The sequence below is a fragment of the Saccharothrix texasensis genome (genome assembly GCF_003752005.1).
In the GTDB taxonomy this organism is placed as follows: domain Bacteria; phylum Actinomycetota; class Actinomycetes; order Mycobacteriales; family Pseudonocardiaceae; genus Actinosynnema; species Actinosynnema texasense.
The window spans coordinates 1,279,496-1,304,144 of record NZ_RJKM01000001.1 but is presented as its reverse complement, the minus strand read 5'-3'; the positions used below and the strand labels follow the sequence as shown (position 1 = coordinate 1,304,144).

At 70.7% G+C, this 24,649-nt stretch carries 16 protein-coding genes and 1 tRNA gene; 7 read left to right on the top strand and 10 right to left on the bottom strand.

What is annotated here, in order from left to right:
- The first annotated feature begins 63 nt into the window (after positions 1-63).
- Complete coding sequence (locus EDD40_RS04865) at positions 64-2,205, top strand: ATP-binding protein (RefSeq protein WP_148088682.1); 2,142 nt, start codon at positions 64-66, stop codon at positions 2,203-2,205.
- Here the strand turns inward: EDD40_RS04865 and EDD40_RS04860 are convergent.
- A complete protein-coding gene (locus EDD40_RS04860; RefSeq protein WP_123747765.1) occupies positions 2,190-3,290 on the bottom strand; it encodes a HesA/MoeB/ThiF family protein in 1,101 nt (366 codons plus the stop codon). The two genes, EDD40_RS04865 and EDD40_RS04860, sit on opposite strands and share 16 nt — an antisense overlap.
- Positions 3,291-3,841: 551 nt before the next feature.
- Between EDD40_RS04860 and EDD40_RS04855 the strand changes: the two genes are divergently transcribed.
- The 4 genes from EDD40_RS04855 (at position 3,842) to EDD40_RS04840 (ending at position 12,211) form a co-directional block, all read left to right on the top strand.
- A complete protein-coding gene (locus tag EDD40_RS04855; RefSeq protein WP_170184943.1) occupies positions 3,842-4,828 on the top strand; it encodes an AfsR/SARP family transcriptional regulator in 987 nt (328 codons plus the stop codon).
- A gap of 137 nt (positions 4,829-4,965) precedes the next feature.
- A complete protein-coding gene (locus tag EDD40_RS04850; protein ID WP_246037413.1) occupies positions 4,966-7,122 on the top strand; it encodes an ATP-binding protein in 2,157 nt (718 codons plus the stop codon).
- Between the two features lie 1,104 nt (positions 7,123-8,226).
- Entirely contained in the window at positions 8,227-10,056 is a 1,830-nt protein-coding gene (locus tag EDD40_RS04845; protein WP_342777753.1) for a tetratricopeptide repeat protein, read from the top strand.
- Between the two features lie 274 nt (positions 10,057-10,330).
- Positions 10,331-12,211: a recombinase family protein gene (locus EDD40_RS04840; RefSeq protein ID WP_123741820.1), complete on the top strand. Its 1,881-nt coding sequence runs from the start codon at positions 10,331-10,333 to the stop codon at positions 12,209-12,211.
- A 29-nt stretch (positions 12,212-12,240) separates the two neighbouring features.
- On the opposite strand, the gene EDD40_RS04835 is transcribed toward EDD40_RS04840, so the two are convergent.
- Positions 12,241-12,323, bottom strand: a tRNA-Leu gene (locus tag EDD40_RS04835).
- A gap of 213 nt (positions 12,324-12,536) precedes the next feature.
- Here EDD40_RS04835 and EDD40_RS04830 point away from each other — a divergent pair.
- On the top strand, positions 12,537-12,878 hold the full coding sequence (locus EDD40_RS04830) for a hypothetical protein (protein ID WP_123741819.1): 342 nt from the start codon (positions 12,537-12,539) through the stop codon (positions 12,876-12,878).
- 303 nt (positions 12,879-13,181) lie between these two features.
- On the opposite strand, the gene EDD40_RS04825 is transcribed toward EDD40_RS04830, so the two are convergent.
- From EDD40_RS04825 to EDD40_RS04795, 7 genes are all read right to left on the bottom strand, one after another.
- Positions 13,182-14,432 carry an arginine deiminase gene (locus EDD40_RS04825; RefSeq protein WP_123741818.1) on the bottom strand — a complete coding sequence of 417 codons (1,251 nt, stop codon included), beginning with the start codon at positions 14,430-14,432 and terminating at the stop codon, positions 13,182-13,184.
- A gap of 16 nt (positions 14,433-14,448) precedes the next feature.
- Complete coding sequence (locus EDD40_RS04820; protein WP_123747764.1) at positions 14,449-15,882, bottom strand: basic amino acid/polyamine antiporter; 1,434 nt, start codon at positions 15,880-15,882, stop codon at positions 14,449-14,451.
- 13 nt (positions 15,883-15,895) lie between these two features.
- Positions 15,896-17,380 (bottom strand): Na+/H+ antiporter NhaC, encoded by a 1,485-nt coding sequence (nhaC, locus tag EDD40_RS04815; protein ID WP_123741817.1) that lies wholly within the window; start codon positions 17,378-17,380, stop codon positions 15,896-15,898.
- Positions 17,381-17,563: 183 nt separating this feature from the next.
- Positions 17,564-17,842, bottom strand: a complete 279-nt coding sequence (locus tag EDD40_RS04810; protein ID WP_123741816.1) for a hypothetical protein — start codon at positions 17,840-17,842, stop codon at positions 17,564-17,566.
- Between the two features lie 84 nt (positions 17,843-17,926).
- A complete protein-coding gene (locus tag EDD40_RS04805) occupies positions 17,927-19,111 on the bottom strand; it encodes a hypothetical protein (protein WP_148088681.1) in 1,185 nt (394 codons plus the stop codon).
- Positions 19,112-19,183: 72 nt separating this feature from the next.
- Positions 19,184-20,629, bottom strand: a complete 1,446-nt coding sequence (locus tag EDD40_RS04800) for a class I adenylate-forming enzyme family protein (protein WP_123741814.1) — start codon at positions 20,627-20,629, stop codon at positions 19,184-19,186.
- A gap of 43 nt (positions 20,630-20,672) precedes the next feature.
- The gene (locus EDD40_RS04795) at positions 20,673-22,385 is read right to left on the bottom strand and encodes a glycosyltransferase (RefSeq protein ID WP_123741813.1); all 1,713 of its coding nucleotides are present in this window, start codon (positions 22,383-22,385) and stop codon (positions 20,673-20,675) included.
- A gap of 128 nt (positions 22,386-22,513) precedes the next feature.
- Here EDD40_RS04795 and EDD40_RS04790 point away from each other — a divergent pair, with 128 nt between their 5' ends.
- Entirely contained in the window at positions 22,514-23,479 is a 966-nt protein-coding gene (locus EDD40_RS04790) for an alpha/beta fold hydrolase (RefSeq protein WP_123741812.1), read from the top strand.
- Positions 23,480-23,567: 88 nt separating this feature from the next.
- Here the strand turns inward: EDD40_RS04790 and EDD40_RS04785 are convergent, their stop codons facing one another.
- Entirely contained in the window at positions 23,568-24,248 is a 681-nt protein-coding gene (locus tag EDD40_RS04785) for a glycoside hydrolase family 11 protein (protein WP_123741811.1), read from the bottom strand.
- Between the last annotated feature and the right edge of the window lie 401 nt (positions 24,249-24,649).

Genomic DNA, 24,649 nt, shown 5'->3' with positions numbered 1-24,649 from the left:
CCGACCGGGTGGACTGCCGTCGATGCGGTGGTGCGTCGGTGCCGGTTGTGGGATCTGTGGTGGGTGACGGACGGGGTGGGTGTGTCGAACTCGTTGGCGGGGACTGCCGTGGTGGGTGCGGTGGTGCAGGCGGGCAGCATCGGGCAGGTGGTGCTGCCGACGCCACGGGCTCCGGTACCTCGGCAGTTGCCAGCTGGTGTCCGGGACTTCACCGGCCGGGCTGGCGAGCTCGCGGCAGTGGGCAGCGCGCTGGGCGGGTCGTCGGATGAGCCGGGTGGTCCGTCGGTGGTGGTGTTGGAGGGGATGGGTGGGGTCGGGAAGACGTCGTTGGCGGTGCGGTGGGCGCGAGGTGCCGAGTCGCGGTTTCCCGACGGGACGCTGTTCGCCGATCTGAGGGGTTACGGGCCGAGTGCGCCGTTGGTTCCGTCGGCGGTGTTGGCAGGGTTTTTGCAGGGGTTGGGGGTTTCGGCGGAGGCTGTGCCAGCGGCTGAGGAGGCGCAGGTCGGGTTGTATCGGTCGTTGACTGCGTCGCGGCGGGTGTTGGTGGTGTTGGACAACGCTGTGTCGGCGGACCAGGTGAGGCCGTTGCTGCCTGCGGGGTCGGGGTGTGTGACGGTGGTGACCGGGCGTATGGCGTTGACGGGGTTGGCGGTCTCCGACGGTGCGGTACGGCTGCCGGTTGGCGTTCTGCCCGTTGAGGACGCGGTGGCGTTGGTGGAGGGCGTGATCGGTGAGGAGCGCGCTCGGGCGGAGCCGGAGGCGGTCGCGTCGTTGGTCACCTTGTGTGGTGGGTTGCCGTTGGCGTTGAGGGTGGCGGCGTGTCGGGTCGCGGGGCGTCGGCATGGCAGTGTGGCGGGGTTGGTGGCCGAGATCGCCGGGCAGCGGGGCAGAGTGGAGGGGTTGAGCGTGTCGGGGGACGATTCGGCCGCAGTGCGGGCCGTGTTCGACGCGTCGTATGCGCGGTTGTCGCCGGAGCAGGCGCGCCTGTTCCGGCTGCTGGGCCTGCACCCTGCGGCGGAGTTGGGCGAAGGCGCGGCGGCAGCCTTGTCGGACTGGCCGATGTCACGGGTTCATAGGCTGTTGGAAGACTTGGCCGACCTGAACCTGGTGGAGCCGGTCGAGGTGGGTCGATACCGGCTGCACGACCTAGCGCACGCCTACGCGGCCGGACGGGCGGATGTCGATGATTCCGGGTCGGATCGTCGGCAGGCTATGGAACGGGTGATCGGCTGGTATGCCACGGTGGCCGATGTCGCGGACCGGGTGGTGTTTCCCGGCAATTCGCCTTTTGCGCTGCGAGGCAGGGCTCCTGGGGTCCCGGAGTTCGATCGCGCGACGGCGATGGCGTGGTTGATCGTGGAGTTGCCTACGTTGATGGCGGCAGTCCGCATCGCCCACCGGGACGGATTGTGGGAGGAGACTATCCTGCTGGCTGGCGCGTACCGGTTCGTGACGTTGCGTCCGCAGTCGTGGTGGCCGTTGCGGCTGGAGGCGGAGACGTTGGGATTGTCGGCCGCACAGGCAGCTGGCGACGATGCCTCGGAGTTGTCGTTGCTGATCCGCCGCGGCAACACCCATCATGATATGGGACTGTGGGCGCAGGCCGAAGCCGATTTCATGCAGGTGTTGGAGGCCTCGCGCCGGGTGGGCGATACGGTCCGTGAGTTGGATGCGTGGTGTGGCTTGGGCTATCTGCACAGGGCGCACGAACGCTACGAGCAGGCATTGGCCTGCTACACCGGAGCCCTACCGCTGGCGCGCCGGGCGGGGGAAGTGCGCACCGAGGCGGTGGTAGAGGGCAACTTGGGGGCGATTCACACCGCCGCCGGGCGGCCACGGGAAGGACTGGTACACGCGGAGCGCGAGCTGGTATTGCGTCGCGCGGCCGATCCCGCGAGCGAGGCACACGCCCTGCAGGCGATGGCGGTCGCCTGGCAGCAATTGGGTGAGCATCGTCGTGTGTTGGAGCTGTGCGAGCAGGCCTTGCAGTCGTGCCGGGAGGTGGGGGGGATGGAGTACCTGGTCGCGCCACTGTGCGAGACCGCAGCCACCTCTCACGAGTACCTCCGGCAACCAGCGCAAGCCCGGCAGAAGTTGGAGGAGGCGATAGCGGTGCTGACCACTTTGATGGATCCGCAGGCGGAGCAGGTGCTGCTCCGGCTTCGCGCGCTGGAAGCCGGAGCAGCGGATCAGAGCAGCCCGTAACAGGTCGGGCAGTCGGGCCGGGGTGAATCCAACCCGACCGTGTGTTCGCGCAGGGTTACCAGGTTCAGCCCGTATTCCCGGTTGACCGACAGTGCGGGCGCGCCGGTGATCAGGCTGGTGACCGCGTGGGCCGCCAATAATCCGGTCATCCCTGCGGTTACCGCATTCGCCGCGTGCGGAGGTGTCTGACCGCGGGCCGGTGCCCATGAGGTCAGCGGAGGCATCCTGGCATCACGCTCCAACCGGGCGGTGCGGCCGCAGTCTGCGCACGGCCCGCTTCCTGGCCGATACAGTCCGATATGGACCTGCGGGCCAAAGTAGCCGCCGTGCACCCACGCCGTCCCGGTCACCAAACATGCCCGGTTGGCCCATGACCGGATCTCACCTGGTGTGTCCGCGGCGAGCAGCAGCACATCGCAATCCACCGCCAGGGCCTCCAACTGCTGCGAGCCGTTGATCATCAGGTGCTCACCGGTGACCACGACTTCGCCGTTCTGCTGCCGCAGCCGTTCCACCGCAGCATCGACCTTCGACCGCCCCAGATCGTGCTCGGTGTAGAGGACCTGCCGATTGAGGTTGGACAGCTCCACTACGTCCCCGTCCACGCAGTGCACCTTCCCGACACCGGAAGCGACCAACGCCCACGCCGCCTCGGCACCGACACCGCCGACCCCGACCACGGTGACCCGCGCCTGGTGCAGCAGCAACTGCGCGTCCCAGGCGCCGTGGCCGGGAGTGCGGTCCATCCACCGCAACAGCATCATTCCCCGGTCGTACCGATCCAACCCCGTGCCGATCACCCGCTCCGGTGGAGGTGCGGCGGCGTCGTAGACGTACCCGGCGGTGACCAGGTCGTCCACCGCCTGCCGGATTTGCTCCTGCGACCGGTCGGGGTACTGGTGGACCAGGTCGGCGACGACCTGGTCCACCGTGCGCGTGCCATCGAGGGTGTTGAGCAACGTCCACACCCACCCTTCCGGGTCACTGATCTCCGAGGCGACACCGACCACGTCGCCCCCGATCCTGATCCGGTCCTCGCCGTAGCGGACGGGCCGGTGTTCGAACTTGATTCGTGGACGAAACATCAACACCCTCCTTTTGATCAACCGCCGGACTGAGCGCCGCTGAACGACTCCTGCCACACCACATCCTCGAACTCGATCACCACAGCCACCTCCCTCCCCGCCCAAGGAGCTCGCGCCCACGCCGCGCACACCCTCGCGGAGCGAGACCCGGCAGTGGAATTGCTCCGCCTGGTACGCCTCCGGTAGGTGATGGCCGTAGCCACCCATGCCGCTCATGACGTCGATCTCCGATTGCGACCTCGCATCCCGTGTGCCGGGACTGGAATCAGCATCGGTGAACGCACGCGACAGATCCCCGGACGGCGTCCGCGACACCGAGGCGGACATCGCTACCCCAAATGGGTGGGAATTTTGTCCGCCGTGGTGTCCGCAGTTGTCGGACACCACTCGGCCGAACCCGAAGTGCGAAACCGCCACGCACCGTCGACAGCTCCTGCCCCGTCCGGGTGGACCCGCGTTACGGACGAGTGCAGCACCGTCGTATCGGCTGGACGGCGGTGCGAATCTCGACAGACTGCGCTCCCGAGAAGGGGCTACAGCCGGGGGGACGGGTGGAGATCCGGATACTGGGCAACGTCGAGATCCACAGCGACCACGACGTCATCACCTTGACCAGGTCGGCGGAGCGGTGTCTGTTGGGCCTGTTGGCCGTCGACGTCGGCCGACCCGTACCCGTCACGACCCTGCTTGACCGGATCTGGGGCGAGGAAGGCCGCAGCGAACCCAAGGCGGAAACCCTTACTCGCTACGTCACCTACATTCGCGATGCCATGGAAGAAGCGGGCGGTGAGCGGGCATGGCTACGCCATGAGCCCGGAGCCAACGCCTACCTTCTCGACGTCGCCCCAGACACGATCGACTACCACCGCTTCCTCCGTGCGGCCCACGCTGCAGGTGAGCGTCGCGATCCCGACCGGCTCCACGAGGCCCTCGGGCTGTGGCGCGGGACTCCGCTGGAGGACGTGCGTCGTCGGTGGGTGGACGCCTTCCGCCACCACGCCCATGCACACCGCCGCACCGCCCTGGTCACCTTCTGGGAGCTGCTGCTCGAACAAGGCCGCCATCACGAGATCCCACCCCAGCTCGGCCCTCTGGAAACCGACGTCGTCCACGACGAACGACTCCTGCTCTTGGGCGCCGAAGCGCTCGCCCGCACCGGACGACACGTCGACATCGCCGCCTGGACCGACCGCATCGCCAGCGGCATGCGCGACCTCAGCGGCGGCACCGGACTCTCCACCACCACCCAGAATCACCTGCACCACCTCGTCACCCACCCACCCGGCCCCACCACACCAACCCCGCACAGCATGTCTCCAGGCCCCGACGATGCATCCTACGATCCCGGTGCCGCGCGAAGTGCCGCCGGAGCTGGGAACCGTGACCGAGCCAGCCGAGTGGGGGATCGGAGCACGACCATCTATGGCGGGGTCAACGGAGCGACTGGGGGCATCACCATCGGTGCCGCCACCGGCGACCACCTCACCGTCAATCAACCAGCCGCCCCATCACCAGAGGAGTCCGCGAGCCCTCGGTAGCCGACACGGACCACGGGCTCACCGCGTCGGCGCTCGACCCCGCCCTTCAGCCCGACACCACTCCGGCTGATGGCACCACGGCGACAACCAGCGTCCACGGTGACCTGGTCGCCACCGACCACGGCACCGCCGTCGCCGTGGTGCACGGCAACCTGAACCTGCACTCGCCACCACCGCGGCCGGTGCCAGTGGTGCCGCGGCAGCTGCCCGCCGCACCGGGACTGTTCGCTGGCCGGACGGCGGAGCTGGCCCGGTTGGACCGCGCCCTCACCCGCGCCGCCGCACCGGAGGGACCAGGCACCGACGCGCGGGAACCAACCACCGCAGCCCTGCCCACTGGCCCGGCGGGTACGGGGGCGACGGTGCTGGTCTCGGCGATCGGCGGCGCTGGCGGCATCGGCAAGACCTGGCTCGCCCTGGCCTGGGCGCATCGGCACTTGGAGCGCTTCCCCGACGGGCAACTGTTCGTTGATCTGCACGGCTTCAGCCCCGCCAGCGCGCCGACGGAGCCATCGGCGGCGGTGCGCGGGTTCCTCGACGCCCTGGAAGTCGACCCCGGTCGCATCCCGACCGACCTCGACGCACAGGCCGCACTGTACCGCAGCCTGGTCGCCGGACGGCGGATGCTGATCGTCCTGGACAACGCCGCCACCGCCGACCAGGTCGTGTCCCTGCTACCCGGCTCACCGACCTGCACCGTCCTGGTCACCGGCCGACACCGGCTCGCCTCGCTGATCGACCGGCATGGCGCCCGCCACCTGGCACTGGACGTCCTCACCCGCGACGAGGCCCGAGCCCTGCTTACCGCACGCCTGAACGCCGACCGCGTCTCCAACGAATCGGACGCCGTGGACGAACTGGTCGAGCTGTGCGGAGGCCACCCGCTCGCGTTGTCGATCATCGCCCGCACCGCCGACACCCACCCCCACGTCCCGCTGGCTGAGGTCGCCGCAGAACTGCGTGAACTCGGGTTGGAGGTGTTCGACCACGACACCGATCCCGCCGCCAGCCTGCCGACCGTGCTCTCGTGGTCCCTGCGCTCTCTCACTGAACAGCAGCGCACCGTGTTCGCCTTGCTTGGAATCTCACCCGGCCCTGACACCACCCCGCCCGCCACCGCCGCCCTGACCGGCCTGCCTGCGGCCCACGCGCGCCGGGCACTGGCGGCGCTGGAGAACGCCTCGCTGCTTGACCGCAGGGCGGGCGGCCGGTTCGCCATGCACGACTTGGTGCGCGCCTACGCCGCCGCAACCGCCCACGGACTGCCCGACGACGTGCGTGAGAAGGCCCTGACGCGGGTAGGGGACTTCCACTTGCACACCGCCTTCGTTGCCGACCGCCTCCTGGATTCCCACCGCCAGCCCCCGCAGCTCGATCCACCCGCTCCCGGTATCCATCCGCACCCGTTGTCCGACGCTACGGACGCGACGACATGGCTGGACGCCGAGCACACCACCCTGCTGGCCACCCAGCGCGCCGCAGTCGCCCGCAGCAACTATTACCTCGTCTGGCACCTGGCCCAGGTACTGGATACCTTCCACGTCAGGCAGGGGCATCGACATGACGCGCTCGCCTCGTGGCAAGCCGCGCTGGATGCGGCCAAGTACTTACCCGACCCTGTGGCCCACATCTACGCACACCGAAACCTCGGCCGCATCTACTCCCTATTGGGCCTGCACGAGCAGGCCATCGAACATTTGGACCAAGCCCTTGTCCTGACTGTGTGCCACGATGACCTTACCAACAGAGCGAATACCCACCGAGTGCTTGCACTCGCCTGGGAACGTCGGGGAGACCACAGGCGGGCCTTGGACCACGCCCGACACGCACTCGACCTCCACCGCACTCTTCGCCAGCCGGTGCAGGAAGCCGATGCACTCAACACGATGGGCTGGCTCGCCGCGTGCCTAGGCGACTTCGACGCCGCTCGTGACCACTGTCGCGCCGCTCTGACGCTGCACCGACGCCACCACGACCCCGGCGGTGAGGCGGCCACCCTTGATAGCCTCGGATTCGTCGCCTACCGCACGGGCAATCACCGACAGGCAGTCGACTACTACCACCATGCCCTCGCCCTACGTCGCAGGCACCGCCACAATTACGACGTCGCCGATACCCTCAACTACGTGGGTCGCCCTTACTCCGCCCTTGGAGAACACGAGCATGCCCGTGCGGTGTGGCGGGAGGCGCTGGAGCTGTACCGGGAACAGGGTCGCGACACCGACGCCGAACGCGTTCAGAAGCAGCTCGACGAACTCGCGCGCCCCACCAGCGCTGACCTGGACGTCGGCTGAGCGGGCGGTTTGGGGTAGGTCGGCGTTGGTGGGTCAGCGACTGAAGCCGACGTCAGGCTTGCGGCAGCGCGATTCCGAGCTATCGAGCAGCAACTTGCCCGGGGCGTCCACGTCACCAATCACGGTCAGGCACGCGGTTGCCGCAGCCGTTCTGACAAGCCCGGGCGGCTCGAGCTGCTCCAATCGGGCATATATCAGGAGTTCTTTGTCATCGCGGCGAAGGCACCTCGTCCCCCCCCGGCGTCAGCCCCCGTTCCGATGTCGAGGACCGCGCCATGTCGGTGTCAGCCCTGTCACGCCCGACCACGCTTGCCGAGTGGATCGCCGCCACCGTCCCGCCGGGTATCCGGCCCTGGACTCCGCGCTGGTCGGGAGTCTGCGTCACCCACCCACCAGGCCCCACCACACCAACCCCACACAACAGCACACCCACAGGCACCAACGGCGAATCCAGCGACCTCGGCACCGGGGACATAGCCTCCAGCCACCACGAGGGTGTCAGCGGGGCCGGTGGTCGTAGTACGACTATTCACGGTGGCGTCAACGGCGCGGCATGGGGCATCACCATCGGTGCCGCTACCGGCGACCACCTCACCATCAGCGCACCGCCCCAGACGGGAGAACCGGACAACCCTTGCTAGCCGACGCGGACCACGGGCACACCGCGTCGGCGCCCAATCCGCCTCGCCCCGGCCCCACCCCTGCCGCCGGCACCGCGGCAATGACGAACATCCACGGTGATCTGGTCGCCACCGACCACGGTGCCGCCGTCGGCGTGGTGCACGGCAGCCTGAACCTGCACCCGCCACCACCGCGACCCGCGCCGGTCATCCCGCGGCAGCTGCCCGCCGCACCGGGACTGTTCACCGGCCGGACCGCGGAACTCGCCCGGTTGGACCGCGCCCTGACCCACGCCGCCACACCGCGGGGACCAGGCGCCGATACGCGGGAGCCGACCACCGCAGCCTCCACCACCGGCCCGGCAGGTGCGGGGACGACAGTGCTGGTCTCGGCGATCGGCGGGCCGGGGGTATCGGCAAGACCTGGCTCGCCCTGGCGTGGGCATATCGGCACCTGGAGCGGTTTCCCGACGGGCAGCTGTTCGTGGACCTGCACGGCTTCAGCCCCGCCGGCGACCTGATGGACCCGGCGACGGCGGTGCGCGGATTCCTCGACGCCCTCGAAGTCGACCCCGACCGCATCCCCGCCGACCTCGACGCCCAGGCCGCGCTCTACCGCAGCCTGGTGGCCGGGCGGCGGATGCTCATCGTGCTGGACAACGCCGCCACCAGCGACCAGGTCGCACCCTTGCTGCCCGGCTCGCCGTCCTGCACCGTGCTGGTCACCGGCCGTCACCTGCTCGCCTCGCTGATCGACCGGCACGGCGCCCGACACCTGCCCCTGGACATCCTGGACCGCGACGAGGCCCGCGGCCTGCCGGCCGCCCGCCTGGGCGCCGACCGCGTCGCCACCGAACCCGAGGCCGTGGACGAGCTGATCGGGCTGTGCGGGGGCCACCCACTGGCGTTGTCGATCATCGCCCGCACCGCCGAGCCCCACCCCGACGTCGCGTTGGCCGAGACCGCCGCCGACCTGCGCGACCTCGGACTGGAGGCCCTCGACCACGACACCGACCCCGCCGCCAGCCTGCCCACCGTGCTGTCCTGGTCCCTGCGCCACCTCACCGACACCCAACGCACCGTGTTCGCGCTGCTGGGCATCGCCCCCGGCCCCGACACCACCCCGCCCGCCACCGCCGCCCTCACCGGCCTACCCGACCGCCTCACCCGCAGGACGCTGAACGGGCTGGAGAACGCCTCACTGCTGGAACGACGGCCGGGCGGGCGGTACGCGATGCACGACCTGGTCCGCCGCTACGCCACCACCACCGCCCACACCACCCTGCCCGAGCACGTGAGAGAAGCGGCCCTGACCCGGGTGGGGGACTTCCACCTGCACACCGCCCACACCGCCGCCCGCCTCCTGGACCCCCACGGCGCGCTCGTGCGGCCCGAGCCGCCCGCGCCCGGCGTGCACCCGCACCCGCTGCCCGACGCCGCCGCGGCGCTGGCCTGGCTGGACGCCGAGCACGCCACCCTGCTGGCCACCCAACGCACCGCCGCCACCCTCGGCCACCACCACACCGTCTGGCACCTGGCCTGGAACCTGCACGCCTTCCACCTCCGGCGAGGACACCGGCACGACGCGATCACCACGTGGCAGGCCGCGCTGGAGGCCGCCGACCACCTGCCCGACCCCGCCACCCACAGCCGCGCCCACCGGTTCCTCGGCCGTGCCTGCTCCCGGCTGGGCCTGCACGAACAGGCCACCCCCCACCTGGAGCGGGCCCTGGACCTGGCCGTGCGCCACCACGACCCCACCGAACAGGCCCACACCCACCGGGCACTCGCGTCCGCCTGGGAACAGCGGGGGGACGACCGGCAGGCCCTGGAGCACGCCCACCACGCCCTCGACCTCATTCGCGTCTTCGACCAGCCGGTGTGGGAAGCCGTCGCGCTTAACGCGGTGGGCTGGTACGCCGCGCGCCTGGGCCGGTTCGATACCGCCCGCGAGCACTGCCAGGCCGCCCTCACCCTGCACCGACACCACCACAACCTCGACGGCGAGGTGGACACCCTGGACAGCCTGGGCTACATCGCCCACCACACCGGCGATCACCACCAGGCCCTCGACCACTACCAGCAGGCCCTCACCCTGAACCGCGGCATCGGCAACACCTACACGGTCGCGGAAAACCTCGACAGCGTGGGCCATTCCCACGCCGCCCTCGCCTGGCACGAGCAGGCCCGCACCGTGTGGCGGGAGGCACTGCAGCTGTACCGGGAACAAGGCCGCGACGCCGACGCCGACCGCGTCCAACAGCAGCTCGACGAGCTCGACCACTTCACCAGCGCCAACCCGGACAGCGGTTGAGCGGTCGACCTGGGGTTGGTCGGCGTCGGTGCGCGAGAGACTGAAGCCGACGTCAAGCCCGCGGCAGCGCGGTTCCGTGCTCTCGAGCAGCGACTTGCCGTGGGTATCGACGCCACCAGGCACGGTCAGATACGCGTATGCCGCAGCTGTTCAGACAAGCACAGGCGGCTCGGGCTGCTCCGATCGGGCGTATATCTGGACTTCCTTGTCATCGTGGCGAAGGCGCCTCGTCACCTCGGCGTCCAATCCCCGTTCCGATGTCGAGGACCGCGCCATGTCGGTGTCCGCACTGTCCCGTCCGACCACGCTTGCCGAGTGGATCGCCGCCACGGTCCCGCCGGGCATCCCGGCCATGGATGCGACTCCTGTCGGCAGTCTGCGGTTTCTGTTCTACGGTCGGGCTTCCACTCGTGAGCACCAGGACCCGCGCACGTCGCGGGCGTGGCAGCTGGATGTGTCCCGGAGGCTCACCGGCGGGCACGGTGTGATCGTGGGGGAGTACTTCGAGGTCGGGTGTTCCCGTCAGGTGCCGTGGCATCTACGGCCTCGGGCGGCGGCGATGCTGCGCTACATCGCGGCCAACGCCGACCAGGTCGACGCGGTGGTGGTGGGGGAGTACGAGCGTGCGTTCCTCGACGGCGCTCAGGTGCGCGAGCTGCGTGCGGTGTTGAGGCTGTACGGGGTGCAGCTGTGGCTGCCGGAGGCCGAGGGGCCGGTGGACTTCGGCAACCCCGCTCACGAAGCGCTGCTGGCGTTGCTGGCGAAGCGTTCGCTCACGGAGGTGCTGCGTTCCCGGCACCGGGTCGTCACCGCGATGCGGATGCAGACCGTCGAGCAGGGCCGTTACCTCGGCGGCAGGCCGCCCTACGGCTACCGGCTCGTCGACGCCGGGCCGCATCCGAATCGGGCGTTGGCGCGGCGCGGGGTGCGGCAGCAGCGGCTCGTGCCCGACCCGGACACCGCTCCCACCGTGAAGCTGATCTTCTCGTTACGTCTGGCCGGGCACAGTGCCGCAGGCATCGCCCGCCACCTCAACGAACAGGCCGTGCCCAGCCCGTCGAGCGCGGACGCGGAACGCGACCGGCATAGGGGCGATGTGGGCTGGTCGCTGCGTACGGTGGTGGAGATCCTCGGCAATCCGCGCTACACCGGTCGTCAGGTATGGAACCGCACGAGCGCCGACCGCGCCACCCGCTTACCGAGCGGTCGTCGGACGAGCGTGCGAAACGAGCAGCACGACTGGGCGATCTCGACCCGCATCGCCCACACCCCGCTGGTGTCCGAGCAGGACTTCGTCACCGCCCAGACCATCCAGGCCACCAGGAACAGCACGAGCCGTGCCGACGCCGATGGCGGCGAGTGCGTCTACTTGTTGGCGGGCAGGCTTCAATGCGGGTTGTGTGGGCGGAAGATGGACTCGCACCGTTCCCACGGTCGTGCCGCGTACCGGTGCCGTCACGGTCACACCAGCGCCCGTACCCGACCGGAGGGTGCGCCGGGCAACCTGTACCTGCGCGAGGATCACCTGCTCGGCTGTATCGCCGAACACCTCACCGCCGTGGGCATCGCGGACAACCCAGGCCCGGAGCAGACCACACGGCTGGTCGACGAGCTCGGACTCGTCTTCCGCTGCGACGCCGCCGGGGTCGCTCTGCTCGGCCGCGGCGATACCAGGCGAGTGCGCACACCACGCAGGCGCCTGGCACCGCAGCCCGCCCCTCGCGGGAACGGGACCGGAGATCGTGGAAATGCGGGCAAACAACTTCTACTGGCCTTGAGTTGTGCGACGGCCTCGGCGGCGGATCAGCCCGACGCGCCCGCAGGCCAGGTCGATGCACCGGCTGACGGAACTCGCCCCACGCGCCGGCCTCTCCGGCGACCGCTCCCTCCCGCAGCGCCGCAGGGTCGACACCGGCAGACCAGGTTCCATGTCACCCTCCGCGCCACCCGTTCGCGGGACGCATCCCGGGCCGGGGGAGTTGCGTACCCGCCGCCGGACGAGGACGGCGGCGACCGCGGGCGACAGGTCGTGGGACGAGCCGGACGCCGCCCACTGCTCCTGCCCTCGCACCGGCAGACACCCGACGAGCAGCGACCATCAGGTAGGGTCGAAGCAGCGTCGGGAAACACAAAGCCCCACGAGACTTCCAGATGACCTGGAAATATCTCGCGGGGCAAATTATGTGTCCGAGGGGGGACTTGAACCCCCACCCCCTTTCGGGGACTAGCACCTCAAGCTAGCGCGTCTGCCATTCCGCCACCCGGACTCGGCTCTCGCCGTGGTGTGGGCATAGATTACATGATCGTCTTCCGTGGTCCAAATCGGGGGGGCTGGTTGGTGGGCCGTTGGAGTTTTGGCTGGTCAGAGGGTGAGGTTGGAGGGTTGGGTGGTTGAGGGGCTGTGGAGGCGCGGGCAGTGGGGTGGGTTGGTGGAGGCCGGTGGGGGTGGCGGGAGAGGTGGGGAGGGCACGTGGTGAGGGGTGGCGGTGGTGTTGGGGCCGGACAGGGGGTCGGTGGCGGGGGCATTGTCAGCCTATTGGGCACTGGTATTTGTTGTTCCGACCGGCGACGCTGGCGCGGTGACTAATGATGTTCCACCTCTCATCTACGACGACGTGACGGATCTGGTCCCGGTCATGCTTCCGGCCGACGTCGCGACTCGGCTTGACATCGAGACCGAGCGCACCGCGCTGGCGCTGAGGAACCGCGTTCCTGTCTCGGTTATTCGCGCCACACTGCTCGCCGTGGGCCTTGATCGGGCTCACGTCGCGGCCAGTGCCCTTGTTGCGCGAGCTGCGAATACCGATACGCAGAACCCCTGATCACGGCAGCGTTACGGCGCTGCTACGACCGGTCCCGTGTGCACCTGGACACGGGGCCGGTTCCTGTTTGGGGGCAGGGATGCTCACGGTGCCGTAGGTGATGCCCCTTCTGGGCGTCGCTGAAGAGGCTGATGTGATGCCGTGCGCGTTCCATCGTGGTGGGGGGCGAGGAGTGGGTCGGCTTGCTCGGGTGAAGTAGGGGCGGGGTGAATTGATTTTGTTGCAGTCGGCGTTCGTGCCGGTGGTGGATGGGTTGTGGACAGGTTTTGTCGGCTCCGATTCGGAGGGAAAGGAGAGGGAGGGTCAGTAGTCGATTGGGTCTCGGGAGATGGGGCAGGTCATGCAGTGGCCGCCGCCGCGGCCGCGGCCCAGTTCGGCGCCGACGATGGTGATGACTTCGATGCCGGCTTTGCGGAGCAGGGAGTTGGTGTGGGTGTTGCGGTCGTAGGCGACGACCACGCCGGGTTCGACGGCGACCAGGTTGTTGCCGCTGTCCCACTGGCCGCGTTCGGCGGCGTAGGTGTCGCCGCCCGTTTCCACGATGCGCAGCTTCGACAGGTTCAGGGCATCGGCGACCACGTCGACGAAGGACTGCTTCTCCTCCGTCACCTCGATCGGGTCTCCGGGGCGCAGGGTGAACGGGTGGATGCCGTCGACGATGTCGGGGAACGTGGTCACGCAGTCGCGGTCGGCGAAGGTGAAGATGGTGTCCAGGTGCATGGCCGCGCGCAGCTTCGGCATGCCGGCGACGATCACGCGTTCGGCGGCGCCCTGCTCGAACAGGGTGGCGGCCAGCTGGGTGATGGCCTGGCGGGAGGACCGCTCGCTCATCCCGACCAGCACGACGCCGTTGCCCACCGGCATGACGTCGCCGCCTTCCAACGTGGACAGGCCCCAGCTCCGCTCGGGATCGCCCCACCAGACGGTCGAGCCGACGAAGTCCGGGTGGAACTCGTAGACCGCTTTCATCAGCAGCGTCTCGTCGTGCCGCGCGGGCCAGTAGAGGGGGTTGAGGGTCACGCCGCCGTAGAGCCAGCAGGTGGTGTCGCGGGTGTAGAGGGTGTTGGGCAGCGGCGGCATCAGGTATTCGGGCACGCCCGCCGACTCGCGGGCCAGGGCGAGGTAGCCGGGGCGGAAGTCCGGTGGCAGGTCGGTCGTGGAGAGCCCGCCGATCAGGAACTCCGCCAGCCTGCGGTGCTCCAGGCTCTCCAGGAACGCGCGCGTGTCGTCGACCAGGCCGATCCCGACCTCGTCGGCGACGATCTTGCGGTCCAGCAGCCAGGTCTTCGCGCCCGGCACGTCGAGGGTCTCGGCGAGCAGGTTGTGCAGCTCCACGACGTCGACGCCGCGTTCGCGCAGCTTGGCCATGAAGTCGAAGTGGTCGCGGCGGGCGTTCTGGACCCACATGACGTCGTCGAACAGCAGGGCGTCGCAGTTGGTCGGGGTCAGTCGGGCGTGGGCGAGGCCCGGCGCGCAGACGAGCACCTTGCGCAGCGTGCCGACTTCGGAGTGCACGCCGTACGCCGCGGACGGGCGCTGAGCCGTGTCGGTCATGTCCTTGTCCCTCTCGTTAGATGACGATCAGACCGGTGGCGAGGCCGATCACGCCGGACACGGCCAGGACGACCGCGACGATGAACAGCACCAGTTCGGGGCCGGAGAACACGCGCCTGCCCTGTTCGCGCCGCGCCATCACGAACAGGACCGTCCCCGGCGCGTAGATGACGAACGACAGCAGCAGGAACTCGATGCCGGCCGCGAAGATCAGGAACAGGGTGTAGACGACCGCGAGGGCCGCGACCGCGATCTCCTTGCGCCGCCCGGCGCGTTCCCGGTCCTCGCCGCCGGTGCCGATCCGCAGCGCGTACCCGGCGGCCAGCAGGTACGGGATGAGCGACAGCGAGCTGCACAGCTTGAGGGTGAAGGTGAAGGCGTCGTCGGAGAACACGGTCACGGCGAGCACCGCGGTGATGAGCACGCTCGTCATCACCAGCGCCGCGATGGGCACGCCCTGGCGGTTCTCGCGCTTGAGGAAGCGCGGCATGTCGTCGTCCTTCGCGGCGACGAACAGCACCTCGGCGGCCATCAGCGTCCACGCCAGGTAGGCGCCGAGCACCGAGATGATCAGGCCGAGGCCGATGAACACCGAGCCCCACGTGCCGACGACCGACTCCAGCACGCCCATCATCGACGGTTGCCGCAGTTCGCCGAGGTCGTCCTTGCCCAACGCGCCGTAGGACAGCAGGGTCACCGACGCGAACAGCGCGAGCACGCTGAGGAAGCCGAGCACGGTCGCGCGGCCGACGTCGGTGCGCTTGCGGGCGTAGCGGGAGTAGACGCTGGCTCCCTCGACGCCGAGGAAGACGAACACCGTGACCAGCATCGTGGAGCGGACCTGCTCGAACAGCGCGCCGGCCGACGGTTCGGTGCCGCCCCAGAAGTTGGCCGAGAACACGTCGGCCTTCAGCGTGACGGCGAGGATCACCACGAACACCAGGATCGGCACCAGCTTGGCGATCGTGACGATCCGGTTGATCGCCGCGGCTTCCTTGACGCCACGCGTGATCACGTAGTGGAACGCCCACACGCCGAGGGCCGAGATCGCCACCGCCAGCACGGTGTTCCCCTCGCCCAGGCCGGGTATCGCCGTGCCGAGGGTCGACTTGATCAACACCCAGTAGCTCACGTTGCCGACGCACGCGCTCGCCCAGTACCCGAACGCGGAGAAGAAGCCGGGGAACTCGCCGAACCCGGCCTTCGCGTAGGCGTACACGCCGGCGTCGAGCTCGGGTTTGCGCACCGCGAGGGTCTGGAACACGAACGCCAGCATGAGCATGCCGACGCCCGCGATCACCCAGGCGACGATCGCGCCGAGCACGCCGGTGGCCTGGGCGAAGTTGCGCGGCAGCGAGAACACGCCCGCGCCGACCATCGAGCCGACCACCATCGCGGTCAGGGTGAGCAACGGCATCTGCTGCGACTTCTCGGTCTCGGTCACGGTCATCGTCGCCACCTGTTCACGCGTCGGCCGGCTCGGCGCCGGTCGGCCGCACCCTTTCGATCCGGAACCCGGTGAACCCGTAGGCCACGCTCAGCAGCGGGCTCGCGATGTTGAAGAAGCAGAACGGCAGGTACAGCAGCGTCGACACGCCCAGCGCCGCGCTCATGAACGCGCCGCACGAGTTCCACGGCACCAACGGCGAGGTGACGGTGCCGCTGTCGGCGGCCAGCCGCGACAGGTTGGTCGGCGCGAGTCCGCGTTTGGCGAATTCGGCCCGGAAGACCTTGGACGGCAGCACGAGCGCGATGTACTGGTCGCCCGCCACGACGTTGAGCCCGAACGCGGTGGCGAACACCGCGGCGAACAGCCTGCCGGTGCCCTTCGCCGCGTGGATCAGCGGGTCGATCAGGCGGTTGATCAGGCCGAACTCCTCCAGCACGGTGCCGAAGGTGACCGCGCCGATGATCAGCCAGAGGGTGAGCAGCATGCTGTCCATGCCGCCGCGCGACAGCAACCGGTCGATGTCGCCGATCCCGGAGTCCATCGCGAAACCGGTGGCCAGGGCCTGCCAGACGGCCCGGATGCCGGTGCGCACCGGGTCGAGGCCGGGCTCGGCGACGAACGCGCGCACGACGTCGTGCTGCGTGAACACGGCGAGGGCGCCGGCGAAGAGCGCGGAGGCCATCAGGGCCAGGGACGCGGGGATTTTGCGGACGGACAGGACCGCGAGGAGCACCAGCGGCAGCAGGTTGAGCGGGGTGATCCAGTAGATGTCGCCGAGCGCGGTCAGCTCGGAGGTGGTGTCGCCGGTGTCGGTGGGCGTCGGCCCCCAGAACAGGCCGATCAGCGCGAACAGGACGAACGCGAGGCCGAACGCGGGCAGCGAGGTCCACGCCTGGCGCTTGATGTGCTCGTAGACGTCGACCCCGGCGATCTGCGAGGTGAGGACGGTCGTCTCCGACAGCGGGGAGAGCTTGTCGCCGAGGTAGGCGCCCGAGATGACCGCGCCGGCGGTGATGCCGGGCGACAGGCCGAGCATCAGGGCGATGCTGACCAGGCCGACGCCGATCGTGCCCGTCGTCGTCCACGAGCTGCCGATCGACATCGCGACGATGCCGCAGATCGCCGCGGTCGCCGCGTAGTACCAGGTGGGGGAGAGGACCTGGATGCCGTAGTAGACCAGCGTCGGGATGGTGCCGGACAGGTTCCACGTGCCGATCAGCGCGCCGACCGCCAGCAGGATGAACAGCGCGCTGGTGATGGAGGTGAGCGCGCGTTGGCCCGCGGCTTGGACTTCGACCCAGCGGTGGCCGTTCTTGAGCACGACCAGGGCCGCGACCATCGCGCAGAGGATCAGCGCGACCTGGATGGGTCCGTCGAGGGCGGCCAGTCCGAACAGGGCCAGCGAGCCGCCGATCAGCGCCACCAGCGCGACCAGCGGCACGGTCGCGTCCACGAGCGACGGTGCGCGGACGTGCCGGTGGTCGCCGGTGTCGGTCATGTGCGCCTCGGCGGTCGGGTCCCGCGCACGGGGAGTCCCGGTCGCGGCGCTCGCGTCCGGTGGTCGTCCCGCGCAGGATCCGGCATGGTACAATCACGGTAGGTCCGGGTCGGTGGGCCCGCAAAAGGGTCCTACCTGCACCGTCGGCAAACTCCCCGATCGAGTGACGGCGTCGTGGCGCGCTCACAGCCGCGTCGTGACGAGCCAGGTCGTGTAGGCGAGGGAGGCCGCACCCTCCCAGCGGCTCAGCTGCCTGCGGGTGAAGAAGGCGGGCACGCACATGAGGACGATGGTGACCACGCTGGAGCCGAACAGGTTCCCCAGGGCGTGCGACCGGTCACCGCGCACGGTGGGACACGATCGTGGTGACCTGCGCCGGCACGAGCAGCACTGGCGCACCACGAGTTCCGCGCCCGCGACGATGGCCGGACCCGCCGGCAGCGCCGCCGTGGAAGCCGCCACCGCGCCCTCCTCGGTGGACGGTGGCGCCGTTCGACGGCGACACCGGTCCTGCCGATGGTCGGGGCCCCGCAACCGGCGCGGGCCTCAGAGGCGTCCGGTCGGGAGACGTCCGCTCGTGAGGTCCGCGACCTGCTCCGGGGTGAACGGCGGGTCGAGGAGGTCGGCCCGGTAGGCGTGGCAGCGGAAGAGGTCGGCGATGTAGTGCATCCGGTCGGGCAGGTCCGACCAGTCGCGGGCGGCGGTGTCGAGCAGGCTGTCGGACGTCGGGTCGACCGTGTCGAGCAGGGCGAGCAGCTCGGGGTCGGTCAGGTGGGCGAGCAGCGGCGGGAACTCGGCGGACAGGTCCTCGCTGAGGTCCAGCAGCTCGCCGCCCGGCAGCGCCATCGTCATGAGGTGCTCGGTGACGACCCGACGAGCCAGCGCGCGGGCCTGGTCGGCGAGCCGCTCGACGGCCAGCCGCACGGGCGTGCGGCGGCCGAGGACGGTCAGCAGCACCCGGCGCAGCCACTTGACCACCCGGTTGCCGGGCAGGAGCAGGTCCAGGAGGCGGCGTTCGAGGTCGCGCGGGTCGATCAGGGGCGCTTGCAGGGCCGCGGTGATCTCCGGTTGCAGGCGGGTCTGCTCGTGCAGGCCGATCTCGAGGTTGGCCAGGAGCAGCAGCTCGGCCCGCTCCTTCGGGTCGACCGCGGACATCGCCCGGTGGTAGCGGGTGAACGCCTGCCGGAGGTAGCGCTGGCCCTCGGGCGGCTCTCCGGGGCGCAGCGCGGCGCCGAACCCGTCGACGTCGTCGGCGGCCTCGGCCAGGAAGCGGGCGAACTCGCGGGCGATCTCCTCGAAGACCTTGAGGTTGCCCCGCGCGGACGCCTCACCGGCCACGTCGAGCCGGGCGGCGGCCACCACGGCGCGGCGCACCGACCGGTCGGCGTGCTCGAGGACCTGGCGGGGAACGGCCCGTCGCAGGCTGTGCAGCAGCAGGTCGACGGCGGCGGTCGCCTCGGGGGAGGACGTCAGCATCCGGTCGAGCACCCGGGCCGGGTCCTCCTGCCGGATGGTCTGGCCGACCTGCTTGGACGCCCACACGGCGAACGTGCACCAGTTCGCCGACCCGCCGGTCCGGTCGGCCAGCGCCCGCGACAGCCGGTGGTAGCAGTGGGTGATCCGGAGGTTGCGGACGACCGGGTCGGGGTGGGCGGCGATCTCGTCGACGTCGGCGACCGAGGGCGGGCCGCCGCCGTCGAGTGCTTGCACGTCGCCACTGGTTCGCGTCATGGATCGTCGACCTTCCTGTCCGAGGTGTGCACTGGTTCGTCGTCACGGCGGCGGCGAACGTGACACCCGGGTTCAGGGTCGCCAGGTCCGCACGACGTGGCGGCGCAGCTTGCCCGAGCCGGTGCGGGGCAGGGACGGCACGAAGACGACCCGGCGCGGCACCTTGTACGCCGTCAGGTCCCGGCGGGCCAGGGCGATCAGGGACTCGGCCAGGTCGTCGTCCCCGATCGGACCGTCGGCACGCACCACGTACGCCAGCAGCCGGGTCGAACCGCCGTCGTCGGCGACCGCGCAGACGGCCGCCTCGCGCACCAGCGAGTGGCCGGCCAGGAGGTTCTCGACCTCCAGCGGGTGGACCTTGATCCCGCCGACGTTCTCGAGGTCGTCCAGGCGGCCGATGACGGTCACGTAGCCGTCGACGTCGATCGAGGCCAGGTCACCGGTGGCGTACCAGTCGTCGGCGCGCATCGCGGTGCCGTCCTCGTGGACGCCGAGCGTGATCGTCGGGCCGCGCACCTGCAGTCGACCGGTCACGTCCGGCTCGACGGGCTCGTCCCGCTCGTCCACCACGCGCACCTCGAACGGCGGCAGGGGACGTCCCGCGGTGCCGACGCGGCGCGCGGCGCGGGTGTTGTGGGTGAACGCCTGGCCGACCTCGGTGGTGCCGATGCCGTTGAGCAGGCGGTCGCCGAGGACCTCCATCAGGCGCTCCTCGAGCGCGGCGGACAGTACCTCGCCCCCGGTGGCGGCGATGCGCAGCTTCGCCAGCCGGTCGCCGCCGGGATGGGCGACGAGCTTGCGGTAGAACGTCGGCACCGCGAACAGGGCGGTGACGTCGTACTTGTCCACGATCGCCAGCACGTCGTCCACCAGCGGCGCCTCCGGGTTCAGCACCACGCGGCTGCCGCTGAGCAGCGGGAAGAACAGGGAGTTGCTCAGGCCGTAGGCGAAGTACATCTTCGACACCGAGTGCACGACGTCGTCCGGACCCAGCTCCAGCGCCGGCACGGCGAACGAGCGGTGGTGCACGATCGGGTCGCCGTGCAGCTGCGGGCACAGGCGGGGCACGCCGGTCGTGCCCGAGGTGAACGTCGCGTACACCTGGTCGTCCGGGGCCCGCGGCGTGACCGGCACCGGCTCACCGCCGTCGAGCTCGGCGAAGGCGGCCACCGCGAACCCGGCCGCCGAGAACCCCGGCCGGCCCACGACCAGCGCCGGTCCGGCGGCGTCCAGCACCCGGCGCAGCTCGTCGGGGTGCAGCCGGGGGTTGACCGGCACGGCCACGGCCCCCGCGTGCGCGGCGCCCAGGAACGCCAGGACGAAGTCCGGCCCGTCGTCCAGCACGAGCGCGACCCGGTCGCCGGGCCGCACGCCCGCGCCGGCCAGGGCGCCGGCGACGCGTCCCGCACCGGCGTACACGTCGGCGTGCGTCAGCATGGCGCCGTCCACCTCGTAGGCGGGCCGGTCCAGCCACCCTCCGGCGTCGGCTCCGGCACGCAGCACGTCGACCAGGTTCATCCCAGGGCTCTTCCTGCTCGGGCCCGCCCGGGAGCGGGGGAGGTCACGGGGTCGTGCGGAGCGCGGCCACCGCCGAACGCCACTCCAGCACCACGTCGAACAGGCCGGCGACCGCGTCCAGCCCGGTCGACGGCGGCGGCCCGCCGCGCAGCGCGGCGACGAAGTCCGCGTACGCGCCGCTCACCGGCGGCGCGACCAGGTCCGCGGCCGAGGCGCCGGTGACGGAGAAGTGGAACCGGGTCTCGCCCCGGACGAGCTCGATCGACCCGGTCACCCCGCCGGCCACCGCCACGGCCCGCACCCGGGACCGGGTCGCCTCCACCGTGCGCACGTCGGTCACGGGCACGCCGAGCACCCGTTCGACGGCGTCCAGCGCGTCCGGGCCGAGCTCGGTGACGAGGTCGTGGCCCCCGGGCCGGGCCAGGCGCACCGCGAAGCCCTCCGCGCCGCCCTCGGCGACCGCCTTGCCCAGCTCCACCAGCGCCGGGTGGTGCGCCCACGGCAGGTCGACCGAGCAGCGGCCGGGCGCCTGCCGCGCCGCCTCGACCAGGCGCGCCAGGTCGTCCACGGCCCGCTTGCCCAGCAGCACGTGCAGCCCTCGGCGCAACGCGGTCAGCGCCGCCGCCGTGTCCGGCGCCGTCACCACGACACCCTCGGCGGGGACCGTCTCCACCAGCCGCGTGCCGTCCCGCAACGCCCACGGGGCGCCGTGCGCCCGTGCGGCGGGCAGCAACGCGCGCAGGTCGGGATCGGCCACGCCGACCACGCGCACGCCGCGCACCGCCGGCACCGGGTCCGTCCCGACGACCACGACCCGCACGTCGGCGGGCTCGGCGGTGGCCAGCGCGCGGTCGCTGGCGAAGAAGCTGAGGTCCGCCGCGGCGGCACCCGGGTCGGCGAGCACCGACACCCGCGGCCGGTCCAGGTCGGTGTAGTCCTTCTCGACCGGCACCCACTCCAGGTCCGCCGCCGCGTGCGTCGGCCCCGTCGCGAAGAGCTCCGCCCAACGGCTGCGGATCACCCGCATGTGGCGCTTCCAGATGGGCAGCTTGTCGTGGCCGACGTGGTTGAACGTGGTGCCCTCGAAGTGCCGCATCGCCACCGAACCGACGTAGCGCAGCCGCTCGCCGTCCGCGCGCAGGCGGCAGCACAGGTCCACGTCCTCGCACAGCGACACCGGGTCGAACGACTCGTCGAACCCGCCGACCCGGCGGAACGAGCTGTGCCGCACCATCAGCGCGGCGGTGGGCGCCCACGACTGCTCGCGGTGCGCGCGGTGCTCCGCGCCGAGGGGCTTGCCGCGCCCCACGGGCCCGATGCGGCCGTCGGCGGTGGACGCGCCGCCCGCGCACTGCACCAGCTCGCGGTCGCCGGGGTAGAGCAGCAGCGGCGACACCGCGCCGAGCCCCGGGTCGGCGGTCAGCTCGGCGGCGAGCACCTCGACGACGTCGGGGTCGTCGACGAGCACGTCGTTGTCGAGGAAGAGCAGGAACTCGCCGCGCGCCACCGCCGCGCCGACGTTGCGCCGCTCGCTGCCGCCGCGGTCGTCCTCGTGGCGCAGGACGGTGAGGGCTCGCGGGTGCTCCAGCGCGGCCAGGTGCTCGGTGGTGCCGTCGTCGGACCCGTTGTCGACCACGACGACCTCGAACTCGCCGGACGCGCGGGCGAGGGACGCCAACGCCCGGCGCGTGTGCTCCAGGCGGTTGCGGACCAACATGACGACCGAGACCAGGCCCGGTACCGGGGTCGGGTTCACACTGCGCCCTTCACCGAGGGGAGTCGTGCGGGAGCGGCACGTCGCTGCGCCGGTCGAGCACGACAGGGGTGGGGTGGTGCCCGCGCGCAGCAGTCGGCGTCGCCGCCGCCTCGGTCGCCCATTCCACTATGGTGGAACACGACCGCGGTGGATCACCGAACCGGATCGTTACCGGCGCTGATCGTAGAGGCTGTCCGGCGGGTGTGCCAGCCCATCGATCGGATTTCCGAAGGGGCCCCGTGGACAACGCCGCCGACCTCGGCCGATCCGACTCGGCGCGCTATTTCCTGAACGATCCCCGACAATCGGGCGGGCCCATTCGGACGGCATTGTTCTGCCATGCGGCGGGCTTTACCGGACGCGTGTGGCGGACAGCGGTGGAACACCTGCGGACACCGGTGCGCGCCGCCGCCCTCGACCTGCGCGGCCACGGCGCCGCGCCGCCGCTGGCCGAGGACGCCGACTGGGGCGTGTTCGCCGACGACGTCCTCGGCGCCGCTCGCGCGCTGGGCGCCGGACCGCTCATCGGCGTCGGCCACTCGCTGGGCGCGACGGCGTTGCTGCTGGCGCAGGCGCGGGCGCCGGGCACGTTCGACCTGCTGGTCTGCTTCGAACCGATCCTCGCGACCCGGCACGACCCGGTGTTCGCCGAAGCGGCGGCCCGGCGGCGCGCGGTGTTCCCGTCCCGCGTCGACGCGCTCGCCCGCTGGTCCGCCCGGCCGCCGCTGTCCCGGCTCGCGCCGGACGTCCTCGCCGACTACGTCGACTCGGGCCTGGTCGAGGACCCGGCCGGCGGGGTGCGGCTGCGGTGCGCGCCCGAGGTGGAGGCGCAGCTGTTCCGGACCGCGATCTCGTGCCCGTGGCGGGAGGCGCTGCCGGCGGTGCGGTGCCCGACGGTGTTCCTGCGCGGGACCGAGTCGGTGGTGGTGACCGGCGACTCGCTCGCGGCGGCGTGCGCCGGGCTGCCCTCGGGCCGGCTGTTCGACGTGCCCGGCCTGGACCACCTGGGTCCGCTGGTCCGGCCCGACGTGTTCGCGGACGTGCTCGACGGGCTGTTCGCGGACTTCGGGATCGGCCCGCCGCCGGGTTCCTGACCCGGGGGCGGGCCGCCCGCGTCGGGGGTGGCCCGACAGCGAAGTGGCGCGGCGGCCTGGTCGCCGCCGCGCCACCGGGTCCGCGTGCCTAGCTCACGGTGATGTTCGAGCTGCCGCTGCTCTGGTAGCCCTCGGTCGCCATGATCATGTAGTAGCGGAAGCTGCCCAGCTGCATGCCGGCCCGGCTCCACGCGTCGAAGTGGTTGCCCGTGGTGATGGTGCCGCCGACCCGCCTCTGCTGGCGGACGCTCCAGAACTGGGGGAACGTCTTGGTGCCTTCCACGGACGGGGCGTTGTAGCGCATCGTCTGGTAGATGTCGTACGTGCCGCCGTCGCTGGTGACCGTGCCCCGGTGGGTGCCCGTGGGGCGGTAGTTGCCCCAGCTGTCCACGATGTAGTACTCGACGAGCGGGCCCGACGTCCAGCCGTAGAGGCACAGGTAGCCGTTGCCCGAGGGGCTGAAGCTGCCCGAGTAGCGCACGGTCCGGCGGGAACCGGTGCTCCAGCCCTTGCCGCACACGAAGTTGCCGGTGTTCCGCCACGAGGTGCTGTACTGCCCGCCCGACCCCATGGTCATGGAGACGGTGTTCTGGGCGTCGGTCCAGAACGAGTAGTAGTAGCCGTTGTGGGTGCCCGTCTGGTTCGTGGTGACGGTCTGGGCCTGGGCGGTGCCGGGCAGGATCAGCCCGGAGGAGAGCGCCAGGGCTCCGGCGCCGCCGATGAACGTCCTGCGGCTGATCGAAGGCTGCGCAGGGGCGTTGTCATCCATTTTTGTGCTTCCTCCTCGTTGAGGCCAGCGAGGGCCACCCGACGTGCGGCGAAACCGGCGTGCCGGTCGACGGCCGGAAAGGTGGCCGCGGCACTGCGGTGTCGTACACTGCGGCGGAGCGCCATCCGTGGAATTCGCGCGGTCGGCGCCGGTCGCGGTGGGCGACTCGATCGACATCGGTCCGGGGTCTGTCGATGCAGACAGTGTTCGACCGGCTCCGGCGCGTTGTCAACAATTCTCGTAAAGTTGCGAAACCCTTGTCGCACTATTGCGCAAACCAGTCGACCGCTCACTTGTCCGGAATGCATCGGCCCTGGTGCCGGCGTTTCCGGTTTCGAAGTCCTCCGAAGGTCGCCGAAGGTCGCCGAAGAGTTTCGGAAACCTGTCGAACTCTCACGGGC